The sequence below is a fragment of the Eisenbergiella massiliensis genome (assembly GCF_003435485.1).
Genome location: NZ_QVLV01000004.1, coordinates 324888 through 345717 on the forward strand (window position 1 = coordinate 324888; position 20830 = coordinate 345717).

Sequence of the window (20830 nt, forward strand, 5' to 3'; positions counted from 1 at the left end):
AGGAAAATATGAAATTAAGTAAAGGACGCATTATTTTTCAATGTATTAATTATACTATTTTATTTTTACTGATGGCGGCGGCATTATATCCGGTTTTATATGTTTTTGCTGCTTCATTAAGCAGTTTTGAGTTTCTGGCACAGGGAAAAGTGGGAATAATACCAATGGGGCTGACAATTGATGCTTATAAGAGGATTTTGTCTTATCCCATGATTGGAAGAGCATATCTGAATACAATTTTTTATACGGTTGCAGGTACGGCTGTCAGTCTGCTTTTATCTTCTCTTGCGGCCTATCCTTTATCAAGAAGGCCCTTTCCGGGACAAAAATTTATGTCTGCTGTTGTTGTGGTTGCAATGCTCTTCAGTGCCGGAATGATACCTACCTTTTTAATTGTTACTAAGCTTAATATGTATAATACGGTTTGGTCCATACTGCTGCCCACTTCGGTTTCGTCTTTCAATGTAATTCTTCTTAAGAATTTTTTTCAGCAGATTCCATATGAACTGGAGGAATCTGCATCTTTAGACGGATGCAGCCAGCTGAAAATATTATTTAAAATTATTCTGCCCCTATCACTGCCGGGAATAGTTACCGTTGGTTTGTTTTATGCGGTGGCACAGTGGAATAGTTATTTTCCCGCCATGCTTTATTTAAGAGACAGGGAATTGGTGCCTATGCAGATCATTCTGCGGGATATTGTAATTCAAAACCAGACAAATGAACTGTCTATTGACTTGGTAAATGGTTCCGATCAAATCAGTGAATCGGTAAAATATGCAACAATTATGGTAGCAACGATTCCCATCATGATGGTCTATCCGTTTATACAAAAGTATTTCGTCAAGGGAATTATGGTTGGTTCTGTAAAGGGCTGAAAATGCCTTTTTCATACAGAAAAAAAGGAAAAGGAGGGGAGCGGAAAGGTTATTTGCAGAAACGAAAATAAGGATTGGAACAAAAAAGGAGGAAGTTATGGTAGCAAAAAAAGTAGTTGCATTGGTATTGGCATCAGCTGTGTGCCTGACAGCATTTTCCGGATGCGGAAATTCGGCATCAGACAACAGCCAGTCAACAGTTAGTTCAGAGACAGCAGGTGAGTCTGAATCCGCAAAAGAGGAAAACAATGAAAATATTACGGTCAGTATGTTTCTGCAGGATTCGGCAGATCAGGCCATAAGTACAGACTTGCCTATTATTCAGGAAATAACAAAACGCACAGGGGTTAACTTTGAATTTGTTGCGGCTCCGAATACGGAAGATCAATTCCGTGAAAAATTTAATGTGACGGTTGCTTCCGGCGACATACCTGACATCATGGTCAGCACATATCGGGATGATATGATGAAGGTTGCTGAACAGGGAACTTTTGCAGCTTTGGACGATTATATTGATCAATATGCGCCCAATTTAAAGAAAATATTAGATGAAAACCCTGATTATATCCGGGATATCAGAGCAAGCGACGGAAATATATATTTCATGCCTTTTATCGGAGCTGTAAAGACATTTAAGGTATGGATGCTGCGCGGAGACTGGCTGGATAAGTTAGGCCTGGAAGTGCCTGTGACATTAGATGACTGGTATAATGTTTTAAAAGCATTTAAGGAACAGGATCCTAATGGTAATGGTGAAGCCGATGAAATACCATATACGACAAGGAATACACAGGCTGGTGTACTTGCATTTATGGAAGCGTTCGGAATCAGCGGTTTTGAAGCAAATGAACAGTTTTTTATTGAAGATGGCCAGGTGAAGTACGCATATACTGATCCGAGATGCAAAGAAGCATTGGAATTTATCAATAAATTGTATAGTGAAGGCCTGATTGATTCTGAGTATGCAACGAACGATACAAATGTATGGCTTTCAAGATTAACAAATGAAGTTTCCGGTGCATGTCAGGATACTACAGCCCGTGCATATTCTTTGGGAACACAGGTGCGTGCGGCAAATGCAGATTCAGATGCATATTTTGTCGTTGTGGCTCCTCCGAAAGGGCCTGACGGAACCCAGATGACAACAAGCCAGATGCAGGCAATCAGGGGATTTACCGCAATCAGTGCGGATTCACCTTATATCAAGGAAATCGTGCAGCTGTTCGATTATTTCTATAGTGAAGAAGGCAGCCTTTTAATGAACTTTGGTATTGAAGGGGAGACATATACTATGGAAAATGGAAAGCCCACTTATACGGAAAATATTGCAAATGATTCCCAGGGGCGTTCCATTCTGTCGATGCTGAATATTTACGGACACAGAGAATGGGCATATAAGCAGGATATAGGCTACGAGGATGCTTTGCTGGATGAAACCTATGTTAACTACAGAAATGACATGGAACAGTATATAAGACCCACGATTCCCGCACTTTCCTTTACTGAAGAAGAAAGAGAAGTAATAAACAGCACTTATACGGAAATCCAGACCTATAAGGATGAAATGATTAATAAATTTATCATGGGAAAAGAGCCCCTGGATAACTTTGACAGCTTTGTCCAGACGCTTAAAAACATGGGAATTGATGATGTACTTGCTGTTGAACAGGCTGCTTATGATCGTTATGTAAAATAAAGTCTTGCGGTATCTGCAGATTACACAGATAAAGGCAGAGAATAGAAGACTCTGCCTTTATCAATTATGAGGAGAAAAAATATGGACATAAAGCAATTATACAATCCTGTCTGGAAAAGATCGGATAATTTAAGGGATCCATCAGTATTTAAGGGCTCAGACGGTTATCATTTATTCTACTCGCGTTATTCAAATAATGATTGGACCAAACCGGAAAACTGGTCTGTTGCGCATGTTTTCACGAAGGATTTTATACATTTTGAGGATGATCGTGATATTTCTGCGAAGGGCTTTGCCTCTCCGGGGGATGTAATCCGGTGGAGTGATAAGTACATACTTCCATATCAGTCATATCCTGATGTACCAACTATGCTTTGCTATAGTATTTCTGATAATTTAATCAACTGGTCGGAACCGGTTTATTTTTTGGAGGAGGCCATGGATTTGCCATGGAATCAGGCAAAGCGGGTGATTGATCCAACTTTTGTGGCAGATGGGGAACGTCTGCATTGCTTTTTTGTGGGAACAGACAGACTTCATTATAAAAGCCCCACAAATTTGGTGGGTCATGCGTACACAGAAGATCCGCAGATGAAGAAATGGATTATTACAACAGTTGACAGTCCTCTGATTGGCGCTTGTGACGAAGCTCCTGACGGTGCAGAAAATGTTACCGTTTTTAACAACGGCAGAGAATGGGTTATGATTTACAGTGAAGGACTGAAGGCTCAGCATCTGGCATATGCGGTATCACCGGACTTGCTGCATTGGAGAAAACAGGGAAGGATAGAGGTTCCGGAGCAAGACTGGATGACTACAAGATATGGAGCGCCGTTTGTCTGGAAAGACAGTGACTGCTGGATGATGATACTTATGGGAGAAGATAAAGAGGGACATACATCATTTGGGCTTTTAGCATCTCAGGATGGATTTAATTGGGATATCTTGAGGGAACAATAAATAATCCCACAGGTATTGATATATGGAGGAATATTATGGAGATATATGTATCAAAGGAATCCAGAGGAGGAGACGGGACAAAAGAATATCCGCTGAATTCACTTGCCCAGGCAGCAGCTATTGCCAAACCGGGAGATGAAGTAATTGTTGCACCGGGAGTATATAGGGAATATATTAATCCGGCCTGTGCAGGAACACCGGAAAGACGTATTGTATATCGTTCCGAAGTAAAAAACGGTGCAGTTATATCAGGTGCGGAGGAAGTAAAAAATTGGGAAAGATATCAGGGCACTGTGTGGAGAGCCAAAATTCCTAACAGTATTTTCGGAGAGTATAATCCATATACTGTTAAAATATTCGGAGATTGGTATGATGCTGTTAAGCCGTTACATACGGGTGAGGTTTACATCAATAATAAGGCATTATATGAAACCGATTCGTTAGAAGAGGTTCTGAATCCTGTTATTTATAAGGGCTCATGGGATCCGGAAGGCTCACTGTACAAATGGTATACTGAGCAGGAAAATAATTATACCATTATATATGCAAATTTTCATAAATATGATCCAAATATGGAAAATGTAGAGATTAATGTCAGAAGAAATTGCTTCTGGCCTTCTGCAGAAGGAATTGGATACATTACTGTTTCCGGATTTGTTATTACAAAGGCTGCCACGCAGTGGGCTCCGCCGACTGCCTACCAGGAGGGTATGATAGGTCCCCACTGGTCTAAGGGATGGATTATTGAGGACTGTGATATATCAAATGCAAAATGCAGCGGGATATCTCTTGGAAAATATTTGCAGCCCAATAATGATAATAAGTGGGCAAGAAAACACACCAAGACGGGAACACAGACGGAGCGGGATGCTATTTGTCAGGCTCAGCGTGAAGGATGGACAAAGGAAAGAATCGGCTCGCATATAATAAGGCGCTGCGATATCCATGATTGCGGACAGACCGGTATTGTGGGTCATTTGGGCGGAGTGTTTTCTGTTATTGAAGATAACAATATACACCATATCAATAATAAACAGGATCTGGCCGGTGCAGAAATAGGCGGAATAAAGATGCATGCCGCTATTGATGTAATTATCAGAAGAAACAGATTCCATCACTGTACCAGGGGATTATGGCTGGACTGGCAGGCACAGGGAACTCGCGTATCACAAAATTTATTCTATAAAAACACACCGCCGGACGGGACTGAATTAACAGAGCATTTATCTGTGGCGGAGGATATATTTGTTGAGGTTTCCCATGGACCGACACTGATGGATAACAATATCTTTTTGTCTGAAGTGGCAGGGCGTTTTTGTACACAGGGAATTGCATTAGTTCATAACTTAATCGCAGGTTCTTTTGTCTATGTTGGAAATGGCGTTGATAATGGAAGCAGGCTTTTTCCTTCACCGCGATATACACCTTATCATGTTCCGCACCGGACAGAAATTGATGGTTTTATGACGATTCTTCATGGAGATGCAAGATTCTACAATAACATTTTTGTACAACAGCCGGTTCGTCAGCTTTTGCTGAATTATGCAAAGGAAAGGAATATAGAAGGACTGGATTTAATGAATTATGTGGTTGGAACGAAGCCTTATGACGGTTATCCCAGTTCCGAAGAATATTTTAATAAATTCCAGGAGGAAAACTATAAAATCCGTGAGGAAAGAGATAAGTATTATAATCATTTGCCGGTATATTCCGGAGGCAATGTGTATTTCAATGGCGCGGAGCCTTATGATGGGGAAGTCGGTTATGTTAAAGATACGGAACACCAAATTGACTTAAAACTCGTTGAAGAAGAGGATGGTATTACCCTTCATACAAATCTTTTTAAATATATGCCTGAAAATGATACGGAAATGATCTCAACAATGGTGTTGGGTGAAGCATTTGAACCAGAAGAATTATTCGAAAATCCGGATGGCTCTCCCATTACTTTTAATGAAGATTATTTGGGAAAACATAGAAGGATTTCCCCTGTCAGCGGCCCGTTTGAATTCAGGGAAGAGATAATGGAAATACCTCTGTAAATAGAATGGATAATACTCATCAGTTTAATGTAAATGTAATTGGTTAGCAGTGCCGGAAAGTAGTTCAATGTTATGTGGCTTACTCAGGTGTGTAAATGCTTGTAATTGGCGACAGCAAATTATCATACATGAGGGCAGCAGAAATGACATGCCAATGTCATTTCTGCTGCCTTTCAATTATTATTGTAGAAATATAACAATAAATTTGTATAATATTATATTTTGTTATATAATATAAATAACAAAAATGTACCTATATATTTTAATTGTAATAAAAATCACCAAAAAACGAAAAAGGAGATGAACTATGGCGGAGGCAAGAGAGCTGATTCTGAAGCTGGGTCAGAAGATTACGGACAGGATCGGAGTGAAGGTAACCACGGAGGACCCGGAGTACTGGGGGCTGGCATGTGTGATAACGGACGAGATGGCGGAGGTTGCGCTGGCGATGAAGGTGAGGGTGCCCGCCACGGCCCAGTGGATAGCGAAGCGGTGCAAGAAGAGCGTGGAGCGTACCGAAGAGCTGCTTCAGGAAATGAGCGTCATCGGCCTGATTGAGTACAACTGGGAGAATGAAGATCATCATAAGCAGTATGTGCTGCCCATGTTTGTGCCGGGCTGCGCGGAATTTATGATGATGAATGCAAAGCAGGTGGAGGAGCATCCGGAGCTGGCAGATTTCTTTGAGCAGATGGCCAGGCTGCCGCTGGAAAAGGTGACGCCCATGGTTCCGCAGGGCGGTGCCGGAATCGGCATGCATGTTATCCCTGTGGAAAAGGCGATTCCCTCCTCCCAGGAATCGGCAAGCATAGAACATATTTCCTACTGGCTGAATAAATATAAGGACAAATATGCGGTGGGCGCATGCTCCTGCCGCCGGCAGCAGCGGGTGAGGGGAGAAGGGACAGGCGATCTGGAGGATGATCTGTGCATCGGCGTGGGGGATATGGCTGATTATCTGGTGGAAACCGGGAAGGGACGCTATATCGATTACGATGAAGTGATGGAAATCCTCCAGCGGGCGGAGGACAACGGTTATGTCCACCAGATAACAAACATTGACAGCGAAGAGAAAATTTTTGCCATCTGCAACTGTGCGATAGGCGTCTGCAACGGCCTGCGCACCTCCCAGCTGTTCAATACCCCCAACATGTCCCGTTCCGCCTATCGGGCCAGCGTGACAAAGGAAAACTGCGTGGCCTGCGGACGGTGCGTGGAATACTGTCCTTCGGGAGCAGCCAGGCTGGGGCAGAAGCTGTGTACGAAAAACGGGGAAATCGAGTACCCTGTACAGGAGCTGCCGGATGAAACAAAGTGGGGCAGAGATAAATGGAGTGTGGATTACCGGGATAAAAACCAGATTAACTGCTATGACACCGGCACAGCCCCCTGCAAGGCCTCCTGCCCGGCCCATCTTCCGGTGCAGGGCTATATCAAAATGGCTTCCCAGGGAAAATATCTGGACGCGCTGAAGCTTATCAAGACGGAAAATCCATTCCCCGCCGTATGCGGAGCCATCTGTAACCGCCGCTGCGAGGATGCCTGCACCAGAGGCCGTGTGGATCAGGCCGTTGCCATTGATGAAATCAAGAAATTCATCGCAGAGCAGGAGCTTCATGCAAAAACCCGCTATATTCCTCCCATGCTGAACTATTCAGGAAAGCCCTTTCAGGAAAAAATAGCTGTCATCGGTGCAGGCCCTGCTGGAATGTCCGCCGCGTTTTATCTGAAAAAAATGGGATATCCGGTCACTGTTTTTGAAAAGGAAAAACGGCCCGGCGGCATGCTGATGAATGGCATCCCTTCCTTCCGTCTGGAAAAGGATGTGATTGAAGCCGAGATCGATGTGTTACGGGAAATGGGAGTGGAATTCAGGTGCGGCGTGGAAGTGGGCCGGGACATCACTGTCCAAAAGCTGAGACAGGATGGGTACAAGGCCTTCTATGTGGCAATAGGCGCCCAGGACGGCCGGAAGGCAGGCATCCCCGGAGAGGATGCAAAGGGCGTGCTCACAGGACTGGAGTTTTTACGCTGTGTAAATCAGGATATGGAAAATACCAGGATAGCCGGACGCACCGTTGTTATCGGCGGCGGAAATGTGGCTGTGGATGTGGCGAGGACAGCGCTCCGGGCAGGCGCATCATCTGTTTCCATGTATTGCCTGGAAACGCGGGAAACAATGCCTGCCGCAGGAGATGAGATTGAAGAAGCGGCGCAGGAGGGCATCGGTATCTGTAATTCCTGGGGCCCGAAGGAAATCCTTACGGAAAACGGCAGGGTAACAGGTGTGGTATTTAAAAAATGCGTTTCCGTTTTTGACGAATCGGGCCGTTTCCATCCGGTTTACGATGAAGAACAGCTGCTTACCGTGGAATGCGAAGCCGTACTCGTAGCCATCGGCCAGTCTGTCAGATGGGGAGAACTGCTTGCGGGAACAAAGGCGGAATTCAACAGAAACGGAACCGTAAAGGCGGATCCTGTGACCTACCAGACTGCCGAGCCCGATATTTTTGTGGGCGGGGATGTTTATACCGGACCAAAATTCGCCATTGACGCCATTGCTGCGGGAAAGGAAGGCTGCGTTTCCATACACAGGTTTGTCCATCCGGGACAGAGCCTGACGATAGGGAGGAATTTAAGACAGTTCAGTGAACTGGATAAAGATAATCTGCAGCTGGATCCGGAAACCTTTGACAACGCAAAACGGCAGGTGCCCGGCAGAAAAAGCCCGGATGGGAACAATAATTTCCGGGATTTGCGAAGCACCTTTACCGAAGAGCAGGTGCGCGCGGAAGCCGGACGCTGCCTGGGCTGCGGCGCTACGGTGGTGGACCCGAACAAATGCATCGGCTGCGGCGTCTGCACCACCAAATGCGAATTTGACGCCATTCATTTAAGCAGGGATCTGCCGGAGGCGAGCAGGATGTATAAAGCGGAGGATAAGATGAAGGCGATTCTTCCTTATATGCTCAAGCGCGAAATCCGGATCATACGCAAGGGAAAGAAGGGGTAGGCCAAAATGCATGAACTGGGTATTATCGTACATATTTCCCGTACCCTGGATGAGGTGGCAAAGGAAAACAACCTGACAGAAATCGGCTCCGTCACCCTGGAAATCGGGGAGGTAAGCGGCATAGTCCCGGATTATATGACAGATTGCTGGAAGTATTACCGGAAAAAATCGGAGCTTTTTAAGGAGTCGGATTTGAAAATTGAGATCCTGCCGGCGGTAACCTACTGCGAGGCCTGTCAGAAGACCTATCCTACGGTGGAATTCGGACGGCAGTGCCCCGGCTGCGGCAGTTTTGAAACCTATCTGCTCACGGGGAATGAGTGCAGCATCAAAGAAATCGAGGCCTGCTGAAAAGGCAGGGCTAAAAGGAGTAAGAGCGTGAGATAAAACTGAGTTTCATGCACGCTCTTCGGGAGGGGAGATTATGTTATTTCATGTATATGGCAGTAATGCCGTCTATCAGTGGATAGCCATGCTGGCGGTTCTGGCGGCGTTGATTTTGCTGAATGAGTTTTCCAGAAGGAGTAAATTCGGCGGCCTGTTTATGTTCGGCGTGCTGCCTGCGGCGTTGACCGTGTATTTTGTGGTAATTGCCGTGGCGGCCGGACAGGGAGCGCAGTGGGCGCTGAATAACCAGACACATCTGTATATGAACGGCTGGTTCCATTATGCCAAGCTTTACGCCTCACTGGCGGGCTGTATCGGCTTTATGATGATTAAGTACGGCTGGGGCATCGGTAAAAAGCACTGGTTTAAGGCGTTCCCATTTGCCATTGTGGCTATTAATATCCTGATTGCCGTCGCCAGTGATTTTGAATCCGCAATCAATGGCTGGAATGCGTGGTGGATGTCGTCGGAAAGCGTATGGCTGTACGGCGGATGGCATAATATCATGAACGGAATTGCCGGGATCCTCAATATCCTGTGCATGACCGGATGGTGGGCGGTTTACGCCTCCAAGGATAAAAAAGACATGATCTGGCCGGATATGATTTGGGTCTATATCCTGGTCTATGATATCTGGAATTTTGCCTATACCTATAACTGCCTGCCCACACATTCCTGGTTCTGCGGCGTGGCGCTGCTCCTGGCTCCCACCATCGCGGCCCTTTTATGGAATAAGGGCGGATGGATTATGAACCGGGCCAATACCCTGTGCATGTGGTGCATGTTCGCCCAGGTGTTCCCTCTTTTCCAGGAAACCTTCCCCGATGGTACCGCAGCATATAAATGGGCTGCCATACCCGTACAGTATGCGGACGGCACAATGAACGGCATCGCCGCCGGTACGGCGGTAAACGCCAACCCCACCGCAATGCTTGTGATCAGCGCTCTGGCCCTGCTCACCAATGCGGCAGCGCTTGCCTACATTATTTACAAATCCGTGAAAAATAAAAAGAATCCCTATACGGGCGAAGTATTTACGGAATTCAAGTATTACAAGGAAGCGTTGGCGAGGGCGGACGTTAAATAGCAAGTTAAATTAAGCTGCGTTAATCTGAAATTTGGGGCCGGCATAGCTCACAGGAGTTTATGCCGGCCTCTTTATGAGTGTAACAGACATAGGCTATATGAAAAAATAAAATTTTTCAGCTGTTTAGCGCCAATCCATTTCATGCATAGCATTTACAATTTCTGAAATACTAAAAATAAAAAGGAGTACACAATGGAAAATTCAGATACGGTAAAACTGCTTCGTGAATGTGACGCCGGCACGAAAATGGCAGTATCCTCCATAGATGAGGTTCTGGAAAAGGTGTGCGACAGCAATATGAAGAAACTGCTTGAGGAAAGCAAAGTGCATCATGAAAAGCTGGAAAATGAGATCTGGGAAATGCTGGACCGCTTCGATTCGGAAGAAAAGGAACCCTCCGCAATGGCAAAAAGCATGTCCTGGATGAAAACAAACGTGAAGCTGAGCATGGATAACAGCGATGACACAGTGGCGGATCTGATTACAGACGGCTGCAATATGGGAATAAAATCCCTGAACAGATACCTTAACCAGTATGAAGGCGCTGAAAATTCTGCAAAAAAGACTTGTAAAGAGCTGATATCCATTGAGGAACAGCTTTGTGAAGATCTGAAATGTTATCTGTAGCAGTTGAATGAGAAAAAAATGCTGCCGTATTATGACTGTCCAACAGTTCAAAATACGGCAGTTTTTTATATAAATTTATAGCAGTTAAAAAGGTTTCTATGCCAGCGTATCGTTACGCAGCGCTTCCGCCATGCTGCAGCGCAGAATTTTTTTCCCGCCGATATAGTAGGCCAGGGCTACAAAACCGAGAATCGCCAGACTGAACACTGCAATTGGCGCCACAGGGGCAACCGGCAGAAATTCTGAAAGATTCAGGTAGCTTGCCCTGACTGCGAATACAATAAAGGCTGCGGTCAGCGGCAGTGTGATGAGAAGCGGCCGAAGGGCGATGACCAGCGCTTCAATACAGAACATTTTCCGGATTCCTCCCGGTGTCAGACCTACGGACAAATACTGGGCAAATTCCCGTTTCCGCTGATGAAGAAAGCCCAGCGTATAGGAAAAAACATTGGCAATGCCGATGAAGGCAAGCATTACGCACAAACCGCCGAGAATCAGCTGATAGCCCTGAATCATCAGATCATTTGTGATTTTATCCTGAATCCGGTTCTCGCTTACCATGTCGTAGTCCGGGCTGATAAGCCGGCTCACCTCCTGCTCCAGGGCAGCCATCCCGGCGGGATCCGTTCTGTTTTCGGACAGAATCCGGATATAGGTATCTTCTTCGGCGCCGCCCAGATGATCGGCTGTTTTTTCCCATAAGGAAAGAGGCATGAACTGCACCAGGGTATAATTATCATATTCCTCCTTTAATACGGGAACGGTCTGGGTATAGGCGAGTACGGGAATTTCTGCCTGGTCGCTTTCCTGCTTCGCATTCAGCAGGGTGACTGTATCCTGCGCTTCCTTTACATAAGGGACATAGATTCTGTGCCGGAAATTACTGTGCAGGCTGTCCCAGATCTGATTCAGTATTATGGTTCCGTCAAGGCGTGGCGTGATGCCGATTTCTTTGCAGTATGCTCTAAAAGCGTCATCGTCCAGTATGACGATGGGCGCTTCTGCCAGCCAGGCGCCGGCTTCTTTGGCAGTTGCAGCGTCAGTGGCGCCGGACGCTGCCTGTCCTGCCAGCACAGCCGGCCCGCCAAGTGCGGCCAGCTCGTCACTCTGCCAGCTGTCAGGAATGTGGACCTTTGCCATTGCCTTCTGATATACAACACAGTCCTGGATTCCACGGATTTCCCGCAGCTTTTCCGTCAGCCCGAAATTTTCTATTTCTGTATCCTTTAAGGTCACCATGATATCCCATACATTCTGGTATTTCTCAAAATAGGTGTATTGTGTGCTGAGCGTGGAAAGGCTGAAAAAATTCATCATTATGGAAAAACCAAAAAAAGACAGCGTCAGGGAAAGGGTAGAGGTGCGCAGGGCTTTTTTCTGTGCCTTCAGCGCATTGCCCGCCAGTTCCCCTTCCATGCCGAACAGCAGCGCCAGCAGCCTGGATTTTTTCTTTTTCTTAAGCTGCAGCCCTCCCGCATTCCGGATGGCCTCAAGGGGCGTCATGCGGCTGAGCTTTATCGCCGGCAGCCAGGCGGAAAAGAGCACCGTAAAAAGTGAGGCGAGGATGGTAACCGCAAAAATCGCGGGATGATAGTAAAATTGTAGGAGCATATTGTCCCGCTGCGGCAGCTGTGACACAAGCAGATTAGCCGCCTTCATTACCCCAAAGCTGAGGGCGATTCCAAGCAGCCAGCCGGCCAGAATCGGAACCAGACTGAGTATGGCGGCCTCCTGCATCAGGCAGAACCGGATCTGCCCCGGCGTGGCGCCGATACTGGAAAAAATACCGAACTGGTGGATTCGTGCGTTCATGGATACGGCGAAGGAATTGTGGATGATTAAAATCAGGGAAAAGGATACCAAAACCAGCACCACAAGATAAAGGCTCAGCAGCATGGGCGGCTGTTTCGCGTTGGGATCGTGAATCAGATACTGGGACAGAAGCAGCGTATTATAACTGACCGCATTTTCCTCCAGCCCCAGCCTTTCCGCTATCAGGGGCATATCCTGATATGCAACCCTTCTGTTGTAAAAATAAATATCCACAACGGTTCCTTTTGCGCCGGAAAGGGCGTTGTTGATGACGGCCTTTTCCACGTTGGCAAAGCTTTTTATGGTACTTAGCTGCAGTTCACTGATTTCTCCGGTGATCCGTCCGTCCCAGTCCCCATCCTCCAGGATGATGCGCGCCGTTTCATCCATCCAGAAGTTGTAAAAAAGGGTGCACAGAAAAGACAGGAACAGGGCGGCAATGAGGGCCGCAGCCATGATGGACAGGCTGGACGCCTTGTTATTCTTGATAAAGCCTGATGAATAGTCCTTCCACATATTATTTCCCCCGTTTCTGATCGCTGATGATGCGGCCGTCTTCTATTACGATGATACGATCTGCTTCCAGGGCGATTTTTTCATCGTGGGTTATCAGCAGGATAGTCTGGTTCAGGCTGCGGTTGGAAAGCTTCAGCAAATCGATGATTTCCCTGGAATTTTTCTGATCCAGGTTACCAGTAGGCTCGTCGGCCAGCAGCAGGGCCGGACGGTAAATCAGTGACCTGGCGATAGCCGCACGCTGCTGTTGGCCGCCGGAAAGCTGGCTTGGCAGAAAATCCAGCTTATCCGCGATCCCAAGCGTAGTTATCACCTTGTCAAAATATTCCGGATTCGGCTTCCTTTTGTCTAACAGAAGCGGCATGAGAATATTTTTGCGTACGGTAAGTGTGGGGATGAGGTTATAAAACTGATAGACAAGGCCTACCTTCCTGCGCCGGAAGATGGCCGCCTGCGTTCTGTTCATGGAAGAGATATTCGTACCTTCCACGAGCACCTTCCCTTCGGTGGGGGAATCCACGCTTCCCAGAATATGTAAAAGTGTGGATTTGCCGGAACCGGAGGCTCCCACAATTGCCACGAATTCTCCCTGCTCCACGGACAAATCTATCCGGTCCAGGGCCGTTACCTGATTATTTCCGGTGCCGTACAGCTTTCTGACACCTTCGCATTTAAGAATTTCCATAATGATTGCTCCTCGTATTCTAAGTTTATTGCCGCGGACAACGAGCCAGGCAGCCATGCTTGCATGGATATTTGGCGGTTGCCGCGAGAGTCCAATATCCCGCTGACCTGCAGCGCTGCAAGTTTGATAGCCTGTTGCCGACAGCGGGGCTTTGACTGCCTTCGTTTTCACTGTACATCGATGTAAGCTTATTATAGCAAATAAAAGTGACATCTCAGTGACACTTTTTGATGATTAATATGGTACAATGTAACTGTTGGCCGGACCATTTTTATGCTTTCTTTGTGGGAGGCTGAGCGTTGCGGTAAAATTTATTGTGGGAGAAAAAAATGGAAGTATTTGATGCGGATATTAAAAAGGACGAGGGAGGCCGGTTCTGACTGGCGCAGGGAGATTGCGGCGGCCTTTGCCCTTCCGGTAAAAATTGAGCCAACAGCAGTAATTGCGTTGGGATGGCCGGGAGAAACAAAAGAAATCCGCTCCCGGTGGGAGCCGGAGAAAATTCATTATGGGCAATGGTGATCCGGGCAGGGAATGTCTGAGAGGGAAATCTCTGTAAAAACTCTTGTAAAAAGCGATGGATTTTATATAATGGGCTAAAGGAGGGGAAAAACATATGTCAGAAAACAGATGTTATTATTTAACTCCGGATCATCATCTGGAGCTGCGCGTGGAAGACGTGCCGTCCCCCGGGACAGGGGAAGTTCTTATTAAAATAGCCGCAAACGGGATATGCGGTTCGGATCTGCATTTTTATAAGAGCGGCCGGCTGGGGAATTTTGTCGTGACAAGTCCTTACATCCCGGGGCATGAGGCAAGCGGCGTAATCGAGGCGCTGGGAGAGGGCGCAGGCAAATTCAAAGAAGGGGATCAAGTGGTAATCGAACCCGGAATTCCCTGCGGAAAATGTCATTATTGTAAAACCGGACGCTACAATCTTTGTCCGGATGTTAGATTTCTGTCGGAGCCGGGTGTGAACGGTACCTTCTGCGATTATGTGGTTGTGCCGGAGCATTTCGTATTTCCTGTTCCCCAGGGACTGAGCCTGGAAGCCGCCGCCCTTGCGGAGCCAGCTGCAGTGGCCGTACAGGCGGTAAACCGGGGGCGTGTCCATCCAGGGGACGTGGGAGTCATTGTGGGGGCAGGCCCCATCGGGCTTCTGACTCTGCAGGCCTTTAAAGCGGCCGGCGGCAGCTATGCCGTATGTGTGGACAAGGTTCCGGAACGTCTGGAATGGGCGAAGCAGCTGGGAGCGGATGAAATTTTCATCCCCTCGGAACAGATCCCTGCGCTTGAAAATAAAGGGGATATTGTATTTGAAACCGCCGGGAACAACGCTTCCACGGCCCTGCTTTTTACCATGGCCCGCCCCGGCGGCAGATGCGTGCAGGTGGGGTGGCCGGGCAGCAACATCGTTCCTGTGGATGTGGCAAAGCTGATGGAAAAGGAACTGGACTACATGGGAGTGAACCGGTATGCCAATGCCTTTGAGACGGCGCTTGCCTGGCTGAAGGACGGCCGTATAGTTTCAGAGAGGATGATAACCCACAGGTTCCCGCTGAGCCGGATCCAGGAAGGGTTTGACTGGGCGCTGGCGCATCCCAATGAGACGATAAAGGTCATAATTTATAACGATTGAGATTTTCTGTTGCAATAACACCGAGAAGCCGCATAAATACTGGATTTATGCGGCTTCCCTTAATATCTGCATCATGGATTTTCAGTGAAATTATCCCCTGGCTTTTTCCAGAATTTTTATCACCTCACCGACCTTGAGTACCTTTCCATAGGATACCACTTTTCCGTCAACGACAAGGGCGGGGGTAGTCATTACGCCATAAGCTGCGATCTGTGTAAAGTCAGTAATATGATCGATGGAGGCGTCCATATTCAGCTGCTCTAAAGCTGCCTTTACAGCCGCTTCAAGCTGATTGCATTTCGCACAGCCGCTTCCTAAGATTTTAATGTCTGCGCCCTCTGTTTTTGCTTGTTCCGCCTGCGCCATGCTTTCCGCATTGAAATTACCGCCGCAGCAGCAAGGGGCGTTCCCTTCTTTTTTGTTTTTTCTTCCAAACAGTGCCATAATGATAATCTCCTTTCAATCAGACCAAAAATAAGTGGAGCAGGTTAAACAAATAACCAACAAGAATAATGCCGCCTGTGCAGATACCGATAAAGAGGGAAAGTAGTTTAGGTTTTACCGCCTTTCGCAGCATTATCAGGGACGGCAGAGACAATGTAGTAACCGCCATCATAAAAGATAAGATTGCACCAAGCTGCGCGCCTTTGGCAAATAAGGCTTCAGCAACGGGGATTGTGCCAAAAATGTCCGCATACATGGGGATGCCGACAAGTGTTGCCAAAATCACCGAAAAGGGATTGCTGCTGCCCAATGCGGTTTCAATCCAGGACTGCGGTATCCAGTTATGAATAAAGGCGCCGATGCCCACGCCAACAAGAATATAGGGAAATACTTTTTTAAAAGTAGCCGCAACCTGCTCCCACGCATATTTCAACCTATCCCTTTTCGTTAAATCCGGAGCTTCTATATCCACGCTTCCGGCGGTTTTGATATACTGCTCAACGTATTTTTCCATGTGCAGTTTTTCAATGATGATACCGCCTGCGACGGCGATAACTAAACCTACAAGAACATAAATGACAGCAATTTTTGTTCCGAAGATACTCATCAGCAGAACGAGGGAACCAAGGTCAACCATAGGGGAGGATATCAGAAAAGAAAAGGTTACGCCCAACGGAAGCCCCGCGCTTGTAAAACCGATGAAAAGCGGTATGGAGGAACAGGAACAAAACGGTGTCACTGTCCCGAGCAGGGCAGCAATAATATTTGCCCCCACGCCATGAAAACGTCCTAATATCCGTTTGCTTCTTTCTGGCGGGAAATAGCTTTGGATATAGGAAATCAAGTAAATAAGCACGCAAAGCAGAACGGTGATTTTAATTGTATCATAAAGGAAAAACTGAATGCTTGCGCCGGTTTTGCTTTCAAGGTTAAGCCCGGCAGCGGATAATCCGCCGCCTATCACTTTATTCAGCCATTTCATGCCCAACACTTGATTTTGAAAAAAGTCCCAGAAAATTTTTAACATCTGCAGGAAATCCCTCCATTCTATTTATATATTGCAATCTATCGATATAATGACTGTTATTTAAGCCGCCTTATTCCTGGCGGCTTATCATTCATTGCAGCTACGCGGGATACTGTCTGTTACCGTTGTAATTTGATTCAGCAATTCCTTTGCACGCTCAATCCCTTCCGGATTGAAGGAATAGTACGTCCATTTTCCCTCTTTGCGCCCTACAACTATTTCTGCATCGCATAATATTTTCATATGATGGGACAACGTTGGCTGTCCGATATTAAGTTCTTCCAGTAATTTGCACGCACACTTTTCTCCGCTTTGCAGCAGGCCTAAAATTTTCCATCGGTTTGCATCGCAAAAAGCTTTGAAAATCCTTGCGTTTTTTTCATTTTCCGTCATAGTCTGCGCTCCCTTCTTTTTGGGTTCGTTTTTATTATATGCATCATATTGATATTTGTCAATGCGTTGTTTTACATAAAATAGGTATACCTATTTTATTGGCGCGCAATATAGGAACAATGGTTATGCAGTGGAAACATATATTGAATTTTTTTCAATCATTATAAATTACATAAGATGACAGCTACGGTAAGAAATGAAAATGCATTCTCCTGGAAGAATGCTTGTAGGATCAATCAAGGAGTAGAGGGGAATTCCCCGGATTTTGCAGCCACTGCCGCGGACTTACGCCGAATTTCCCGCGGAATATTTTATGAAAATAAGAGGCAGAATGGTAACCGCATCTTATGGCGATTTCCTCCAAAGAGAGGCCAGGATCCGCAGTCATCAGCTGACAGGCTTTCTGCATACGCACGTTTGTCAGATACTGAAGAAAGGTGATCCCGGTCTCTTTTTTGAAAATATAGCTCAGATAGCTGGGATTCACGGATACAAATTCAGCAACCTGTTCCAGGGCGATATCCTCCTGATAATGTTCGGCAATATAGGCTCTTGCAGCATCCACTTTGGAGGAATAGGCCTCCTGTTCCGCAGGAGTGAGGAGATCGTTCCCCAGGTTCTGGGATTTTTCCAGAAAGGCGGCAAGCGTCCTTTCGTTGACAACCGCTTTTACATGCGTCTGGTAAAGCTTCTGTATGGAGGCGGCGGGTAAATTGATATCGGCAATCATGATATAGGCGGACAGGGTTTCCGTAAATACCATCAGGAAATTATCTTCCGGAGCTTCTGCCGCAGCATAAATTTCATTTACATAGGCCGCCGCGCTTAATTCAAAGGTGATGACCCTGACGGCACTGGCGAGGGTATGCGCTGCAATTCTTTCCGCCGCGCGCGCTTTTGCAGCCTCGGATACCGGAAGAATTGACAAAAGCATATCGCACAACGCATTCTGATAATGGAAGGCAATCTGTTCAAGAAATGCCTGCTTTTCCCCATTCTGCTTCGTATCGGCAATGCCGGAGATGTTGCCGTCCAGCACATGGGCCAGGATCACCCGGATATCCTCCGTCTGTAGCTTCACGGAATAATTAAGGAGGAAGATACTCCAGTTATTCTGGGAAAAAACGAATATCTGTTCAAAATAGCCGGCCAGGCGGCTCTTAGCTTCCCTGGCCCCGGAAGGGGATAGCCCTGCAACAAACAGTGAAAAATAAGGAAGATAGAGAAATTCCTCTGTTTCCTGTCCGGAAAATTCGGAATCATGGAAAAAATGCCCCCGAAACAGCATCAGCCTGCACTTCATCAGGGTATTTTTAATGCGGGCCTGTTTTTCCTCGTCTATTTGCTTGAGACGCCGGATTAAATAAAGCTTATCCACCGGCTTCAGAAGATAATCATCCACATGAAGCTTCAGCGCACGTTTCAGATATTCATTTTCCTCATATCCGCTGACGATGATAAACCTGCATAAAGGAATCGTAACAGAAAGACGTTCCAGCATGGTAAGACCGTCAATCTCGGGCATATTAATATCCGCGATAATAACATCCGGCGTCCAGCCCTCCGCCTTTTCATAGGCGTCCACCGCATCGATTGCGGTTCTGATTTCAAGTGACACCTCTTTCTGATCACGCAGAACGATTTCCAGACCTTTTAAAACAATATATTCATCATCAACCAGCAATAGCTTCAGCATTTCCGCTCCTGTCCGCGCGCAGGTGCCGCGCCTGAATTTTCCTAAAAACCATTATAATGTTTACAGATCCGCACGCTGCATACCGTAAGGACATTTTCCTCGCTGTCGATGTCCAGACGGTAGTCCCCGCCGTAAAACAGCCTGAGACGGTCGTTGATATTAAAAATACCGCGGCCGTTATTTTCACTTGTCATGGTATCCCGTTCCCTGGGATGCTCCAGCAGGTAGCGAAGATGGGCGAGCCTTTCCGGAGGGATGCCGGGGCCGGTATTTTTGACTGTGATGATAAGATCATCCCCGTCTTTTTTCAGGATTACGGCCGCCTGAATAAAGCTTCTGCATTTGCTCACATTATGGGAGAATACATTTTCCACCATATTAAAAAGGGCAAATTTGGGACAGCGCCATTTATCGTCCAGTTCGCAGATATCCCAGCTGATTTCGAAACGGTTTACCAGCCTTTTTTCCTGGATGGAAACATACTGCCGCGTCATTTCTATTTCCCTGGACACCGGGACCAGATACTCCCTGGAAAGGGAATAACGCATCAGGTTGCCGAAGGAATATGCGATATCGGATATCAGCTCCTGGTGATTGGCTTCCGCTATCATGCGTATGCTTTCCAGCGTGCCATAAAAGAAGTGGGGATTGAGCTGGTTCTGCAGGGCCTCTATCTGTGCATTTTTTAACTGTATTTCATTATTCAGCAGGCTTTCGGACAGCTCATTGATCCTCTCGGACATCCGGTTGAAGGAAAGAATCAGATCCCCGGTTTCATCCCTGGAAATTTTCCCGGGATAAAGGGAAAGGGTGTGGCTGTTCTGACGGTTCATATGTTCGGAAAGCCTTACAATGTTTTTCAGCGGTTTGAATATGAGGCAGAAGATAATAATGCTGGCGCTGCCAAGAATCAGAACCGATATGGCCAGGCTGAGCAAAAACGGCTGATAGGAAAAAATATTTCCTGTTTCCGGCGTCACCCTTATTACGTGGAAAATGCCGTTATCCAAAGAAATCGCGCTGATGATGCTGCGGCTTTTCCCGTCCAGGATGACCTGAGGGGCATCGGCCTGCGTCTGGGCAAGGAGCTGCTGCTCATGGGCCTCCAGGCACGCAGATGCTTCCGGCGCGTCATTGCTCCGGTAGATGGGGCGGCCGTTCAGGAATACGTAAACGGAAGACTCCGGGCTGTCCGCTTCGCAGGAGCTGAAAATATTATGGTTGTAACTCAGCTTTACAATACCGGGAAAGGCCGCCGATGGCGGATTGGAAAAGCCAATATAAAAGGAAAAGCCGGCGCCGTCCTTTTCTTCCTCTGCTTTCCAGAAACCGTCAATCAGTTCCGCCTGGAAATCTTCATACACAGGACAGGCTGACATCGGTTCAAAATAATTCAGGATATTTGCGGCATTGGTATTCTGTGTGTAAAGAGTAACGCCGCTGATATTGGAATCATATAAAAAAATACTGCTGATCAGGGAGTAAATCTGTTTGTTATAAACATAGACAATTTCCCTTTCAGAAGCATAGATACCCTTTAGCAAAGACTGAAGTTCATAATTAGACTTTAGTTGATTAAAGTAGTTGGAAGAACTGTTCAGTTGGCTTTCCAGATAGTTCTGTTCTATGATCAAAGAATTCTTTTTTCCCGTAATATAGTCTTTTGTCCTTTGACGGCTGTGATAAGAATAGATCATACTGCTTAACAGCATAATGGGGATAAACACGGCCAGAAGATAACAGATAAAAAAACGGTTCTGTAGCTTTGTAATATTAGGAAACAAAATAGTCCTCCTTTTTTTGCGGGTTCTCTAATCATTATCTAAAAAATTATTATAAAAAACAATACATACAGATAAAATCAGGTATGTAAATTTTTTGGGTTTGTGTACGATTTTTGTTTTTGTTCTCCTAAAAAGCTCTATTTG

17 protein-coding genes are annotated in these 20830 nt (G+C 46.4%); 10 read left to right on the forward strand and 7 right to left on the reverse strand.

Features of this window, described 5'->3' with window-relative positions; all coding sequences use genetic code 11:
• Nucleotides 1-8: 8 nt before the first annotated feature.
• The 8 genes from DXC51_RS08355 to DXC51_RS08390 all read left to right on the forward strand — a co-directional run bounded on the left by DXC51_RS08355 (nucleotide 9) and on the right by DXC51_RS08390 (nucleotide 10690).
• Nucleotides 9-878, forward strand: coding sequence for a carbohydrate ABC transporter permease (locus DXC51_RS08355; protein ID WP_049942322.1), 870 nt, complete (start codon nucleotides 9-11; stop codon nucleotides 876-878).
• 97 nt (nucleotides 879-975) lie between these two features.
• Complete coding sequence (locus tag DXC51_RS08360) at nucleotides 976-2574, forward strand: extracellular solute-binding protein (RefSeq protein ID WP_025489356.1); 1599 nt, start codon at nucleotides 976-978, stop codon at nucleotides 2572-2574.
• A gap of 81 nt (nucleotides 2575-2655) precedes the next feature.
• Nucleotides 2656-3534: a glycoside hydrolase family protein gene (locus DXC51_RS08365; protein ID WP_025489357.1), complete on the forward strand. Its 879-nt coding sequence runs from the start codon at nucleotides 2656-2658 to the stop codon at nucleotides 3532-3534.
• Nucleotides 3535-3569: 35 nt separating this feature from the next.
• Complete coding sequence (locus tag DXC51_RS08370; protein ID WP_025489358.1) at nucleotides 3570-5576, forward strand: right-handed parallel beta-helix repeat-containing protein; 2007 nt, start codon at nucleotides 3570-3572, stop codon at nucleotides 5574-5576.
• A gap of 307 nt (nucleotides 5577-5883) precedes the next feature.
• Entirely contained in the window at nucleotides 5884-8589 is a 2706-nt protein-coding gene (locus DXC51_RS08375; protein WP_117531583.1) for an FAD-dependent oxidoreductase, read from the forward strand.
• 6 nt (nucleotides 8590-8595) lie between these two features.
• Nucleotides 8596-8940, forward strand: a complete 345-nt coding sequence (locus DXC51_RS08380) for a hydrogenase maturation nickel metallochaperone HypA (protein WP_117531582.1) — start codon at nucleotides 8596-8598, stop codon at nucleotides 8938-8940.
• 73 nt (nucleotides 8941-9013) lie between these two features.
• Nucleotides 9014-10063, forward strand: a complete 1050-nt coding sequence (locus DXC51_RS08385; protein WP_021637175.1) for a DUF5692 family protein — start codon at nucleotides 9014-9016, stop codon at nucleotides 10061-10063.
• Between the two features lie 192 nt (nucleotides 10064-10255).
• Nucleotides 10256-10690, forward strand: coding sequence for a hypothetical protein (locus tag DXC51_RS08390; protein ID WP_025489360.1), 435 nt, complete (start codon nucleotides 10256-10258; stop codon nucleotides 10688-10690).
• Nucleotides 10691-10786: 96 nt separating this feature from the next.
• Here DXC51_RS08390 and DXC51_RS08395 read toward each other — a convergent pair whose 3' ends face one another.
• Complete coding sequence (locus DXC51_RS08395; protein ID WP_025489361.1) at nucleotides 10787-13018, reverse strand: ABC transporter permease; 2232 nt, start codon at nucleotides 13016-13018, stop codon at nucleotides 10787-10789.
• A gap of 1 nt (nucleotide 13019) precedes the next feature.
• Nucleotides 13020-13703: an ABC transporter ATP-binding protein gene (locus DXC51_RS08400; protein ID WP_025489362.1), complete on the reverse strand. Its 684-nt coding sequence runs from the start codon at nucleotides 13701-13703 to the stop codon at nucleotides 13020-13022.
• A 342-nt stretch (nucleotides 13704-14045) separates the two neighbouring features.
• On the opposite strand from DXC51_RS08400, the gene DXC51_RS08405 reads away from it, so the two are divergent.
• Together DXC51_RS08405 and DXC51_RS08410 are read left to right on the forward strand one after the other, a co-directional pair.
• Complete coding sequence (locus DXC51_RS08405) at nucleotides 14046-14225, forward strand: hypothetical protein (protein WP_025489363.1); 180 nt, start codon at nucleotides 14046-14048, stop codon at nucleotides 14223-14225.
• A 94-nt stretch (nucleotides 14226-14319) separates the two neighbouring features.
• A complete protein-coding gene (locus DXC51_RS08410) occupies nucleotides 14320-15342 on the forward strand; it encodes an alcohol dehydrogenase catalytic domain-containing protein (RefSeq protein WP_025489364.1) in 1023 nt (340 codons plus the stop codon).
• A 90-nt stretch (nucleotides 15343-15432) separates the two neighbouring features.
• Here the strand turns inward: DXC51_RS08410 and DXC51_RS08415 are convergent, their stop codons facing one another.
• From DXC51_RS08415 to DXC51_RS08435, 5 genes are all read right to left on the reverse strand, one after another.
• On the reverse strand, nucleotides 15433-15786 hold the full coding sequence (locus tag DXC51_RS08415; RefSeq protein WP_021637169.1) for a thioredoxin family protein: 354 nt from the start codon (nucleotides 15784-15786) through the stop codon (nucleotides 15433-15435).
• A gap of 19 nt (nucleotides 15787-15805) precedes the next feature.
• Nucleotides 15806-16813, reverse strand: a complete 1008-nt coding sequence (locus DXC51_RS08420) for a permease (RefSeq protein ID WP_181970064.1) — start codon at nucleotides 16811-16813, stop codon at nucleotides 15806-15808.
• 87 nt (nucleotides 16814-16900) lie between these two features.
• Complete coding sequence (locus DXC51_RS08425; protein ID WP_021637167.1) at nucleotides 16901-17206, reverse strand: ArsR/SmtB family transcription factor; 306 nt, start codon at nucleotides 17204-17206, stop codon at nucleotides 16901-16903.
• A gap of 232 nt (nucleotides 17207-17438) precedes the next feature.
• The gene (locus DXC51_RS08430; protein ID WP_117531573.1) at nucleotides 17439-18902 is read right to left on the reverse strand and encodes a response regulator transcription factor; all 1464 of its coding nucleotides are present in this window, start codon (nucleotides 18900-18902) and stop codon (nucleotides 17439-17441) included.
• Nucleotides 18903-18943: 41 nt separating this feature from the next.
• Nucleotides 18944-20686 carry a sensor histidine kinase gene (locus DXC51_RS08435; protein WP_025489367.1) on the reverse strand — a complete coding sequence of 581 codons (1743 nt, stop codon included), beginning with the start codon at nucleotides 20684-20686 and terminating at the stop codon, nucleotides 18944-18946.
• Nucleotides 20687-20830 lie beyond the last annotated feature (144 nt).

Bases quoted from the DNA above. Each gene is read 5' to 3' on its own strand.
- DXC51_RS08355 (WP_049942322.1), top strand. From the start codon at position 9: ATGAAATTAAGTAAAGGACGCATTATTTTTCAATGTATTAATTATACT.
- DXC51_RS08360 (WP_025489356.1), top strand. From the start codon at position 976: ATGGTAGCAAAAAAAGTAGTTGCATTGGTATTGGCATCAGCTGTGTGC.
- DXC51_RS08365 (WP_025489357.1), top strand. From the start codon at position 2,656: ATGGACATAAAGCAATTATACAATCCTGTCTGGAAAAGATCGGATAAT.
- DXC51_RS08370 (WP_025489358.1), top strand. From the start codon at position 3,570: ATGGAGATATATGTATCAAAGGAATCCAGAGGAGGAGACGGGACAAAA.
- DXC51_RS08375 (WP_117531583.1), top strand. From the start codon at position 5,884: ATGGCGGAGGCAAGAGAGCTGATTCTGAAGCTGGGTCAGAAGATTACG.
- DXC51_RS08380 (WP_117531582.1), top strand. From the start codon at position 8,596: ATGCATGAACTGGGTATTATCGTACATATTTCCCGTACCCTGGATGAG.
- DXC51_RS08385 (WP_021637175.1), top strand. From the start codon at position 9,014: ATGTTATTTCATGTATATGGCAGTAATGCCGTCTATCAGTGGATAGCC.
- DXC51_RS08390 (WP_025489360.1), top strand. From the start codon at position 10,256: ATGGAAAATTCAGATACGGTAAAACTGCTTCGTGAATGTGACGCCGGC.
- DXC51_RS08395 (WP_025489361.1), bottom strand. From the start codon at position 13,018: ATGTGGAAGGACTATTCATCAGGCTTTATCAAGAATAACAAGGCGTCC.
- DXC51_RS08400 (WP_025489362.1), bottom strand. From the start codon at position 13,703: ATGGAAATTCTTAAATGCGAAGGTGTCAGAAAGCTGTACGGCACCGGA.
- DXC51_RS08405 (WP_025489363.1), top strand. From the start codon at position 14,046: ATGCGGATATTAAAAAGGACGAGGGAGGCCGGTTCTGACTGGCGCAGG.
- DXC51_RS08410 (WP_025489364.1), top strand. From the start codon at position 14,320: ATGTCAGAAAACAGATGTTATTATTTAACTCCGGATCATCATCTGGAG.
- DXC51_RS08415 (WP_021637169.1), bottom strand. From the start codon at position 15,786: ATGGCACTGTTTGGAAGAAAAAACAAAAAAGAAGGGAACGCCCCTTGC.
- DXC51_RS08420 (WP_181970064.1), bottom strand. From the start codon at position 16,813: ATGTTAAAAATTTTCTGGGACTTTTTTCAAAATCAAGTGTTGGGCATG.
- DXC51_RS08425 (WP_021637167.1), bottom strand. From the start codon at position 17,206: ATGACGGAAAATGAAAAAAACGCAAGGATTTTCAAAGCTTTTTGCGAT.
- DXC51_RS08430 (WP_117531573.1), bottom strand. From the start codon at position 18,902: ATGCTGAAGCTATTGCTGGTTGATGATGAATATATTGTTTTAAAAGGT.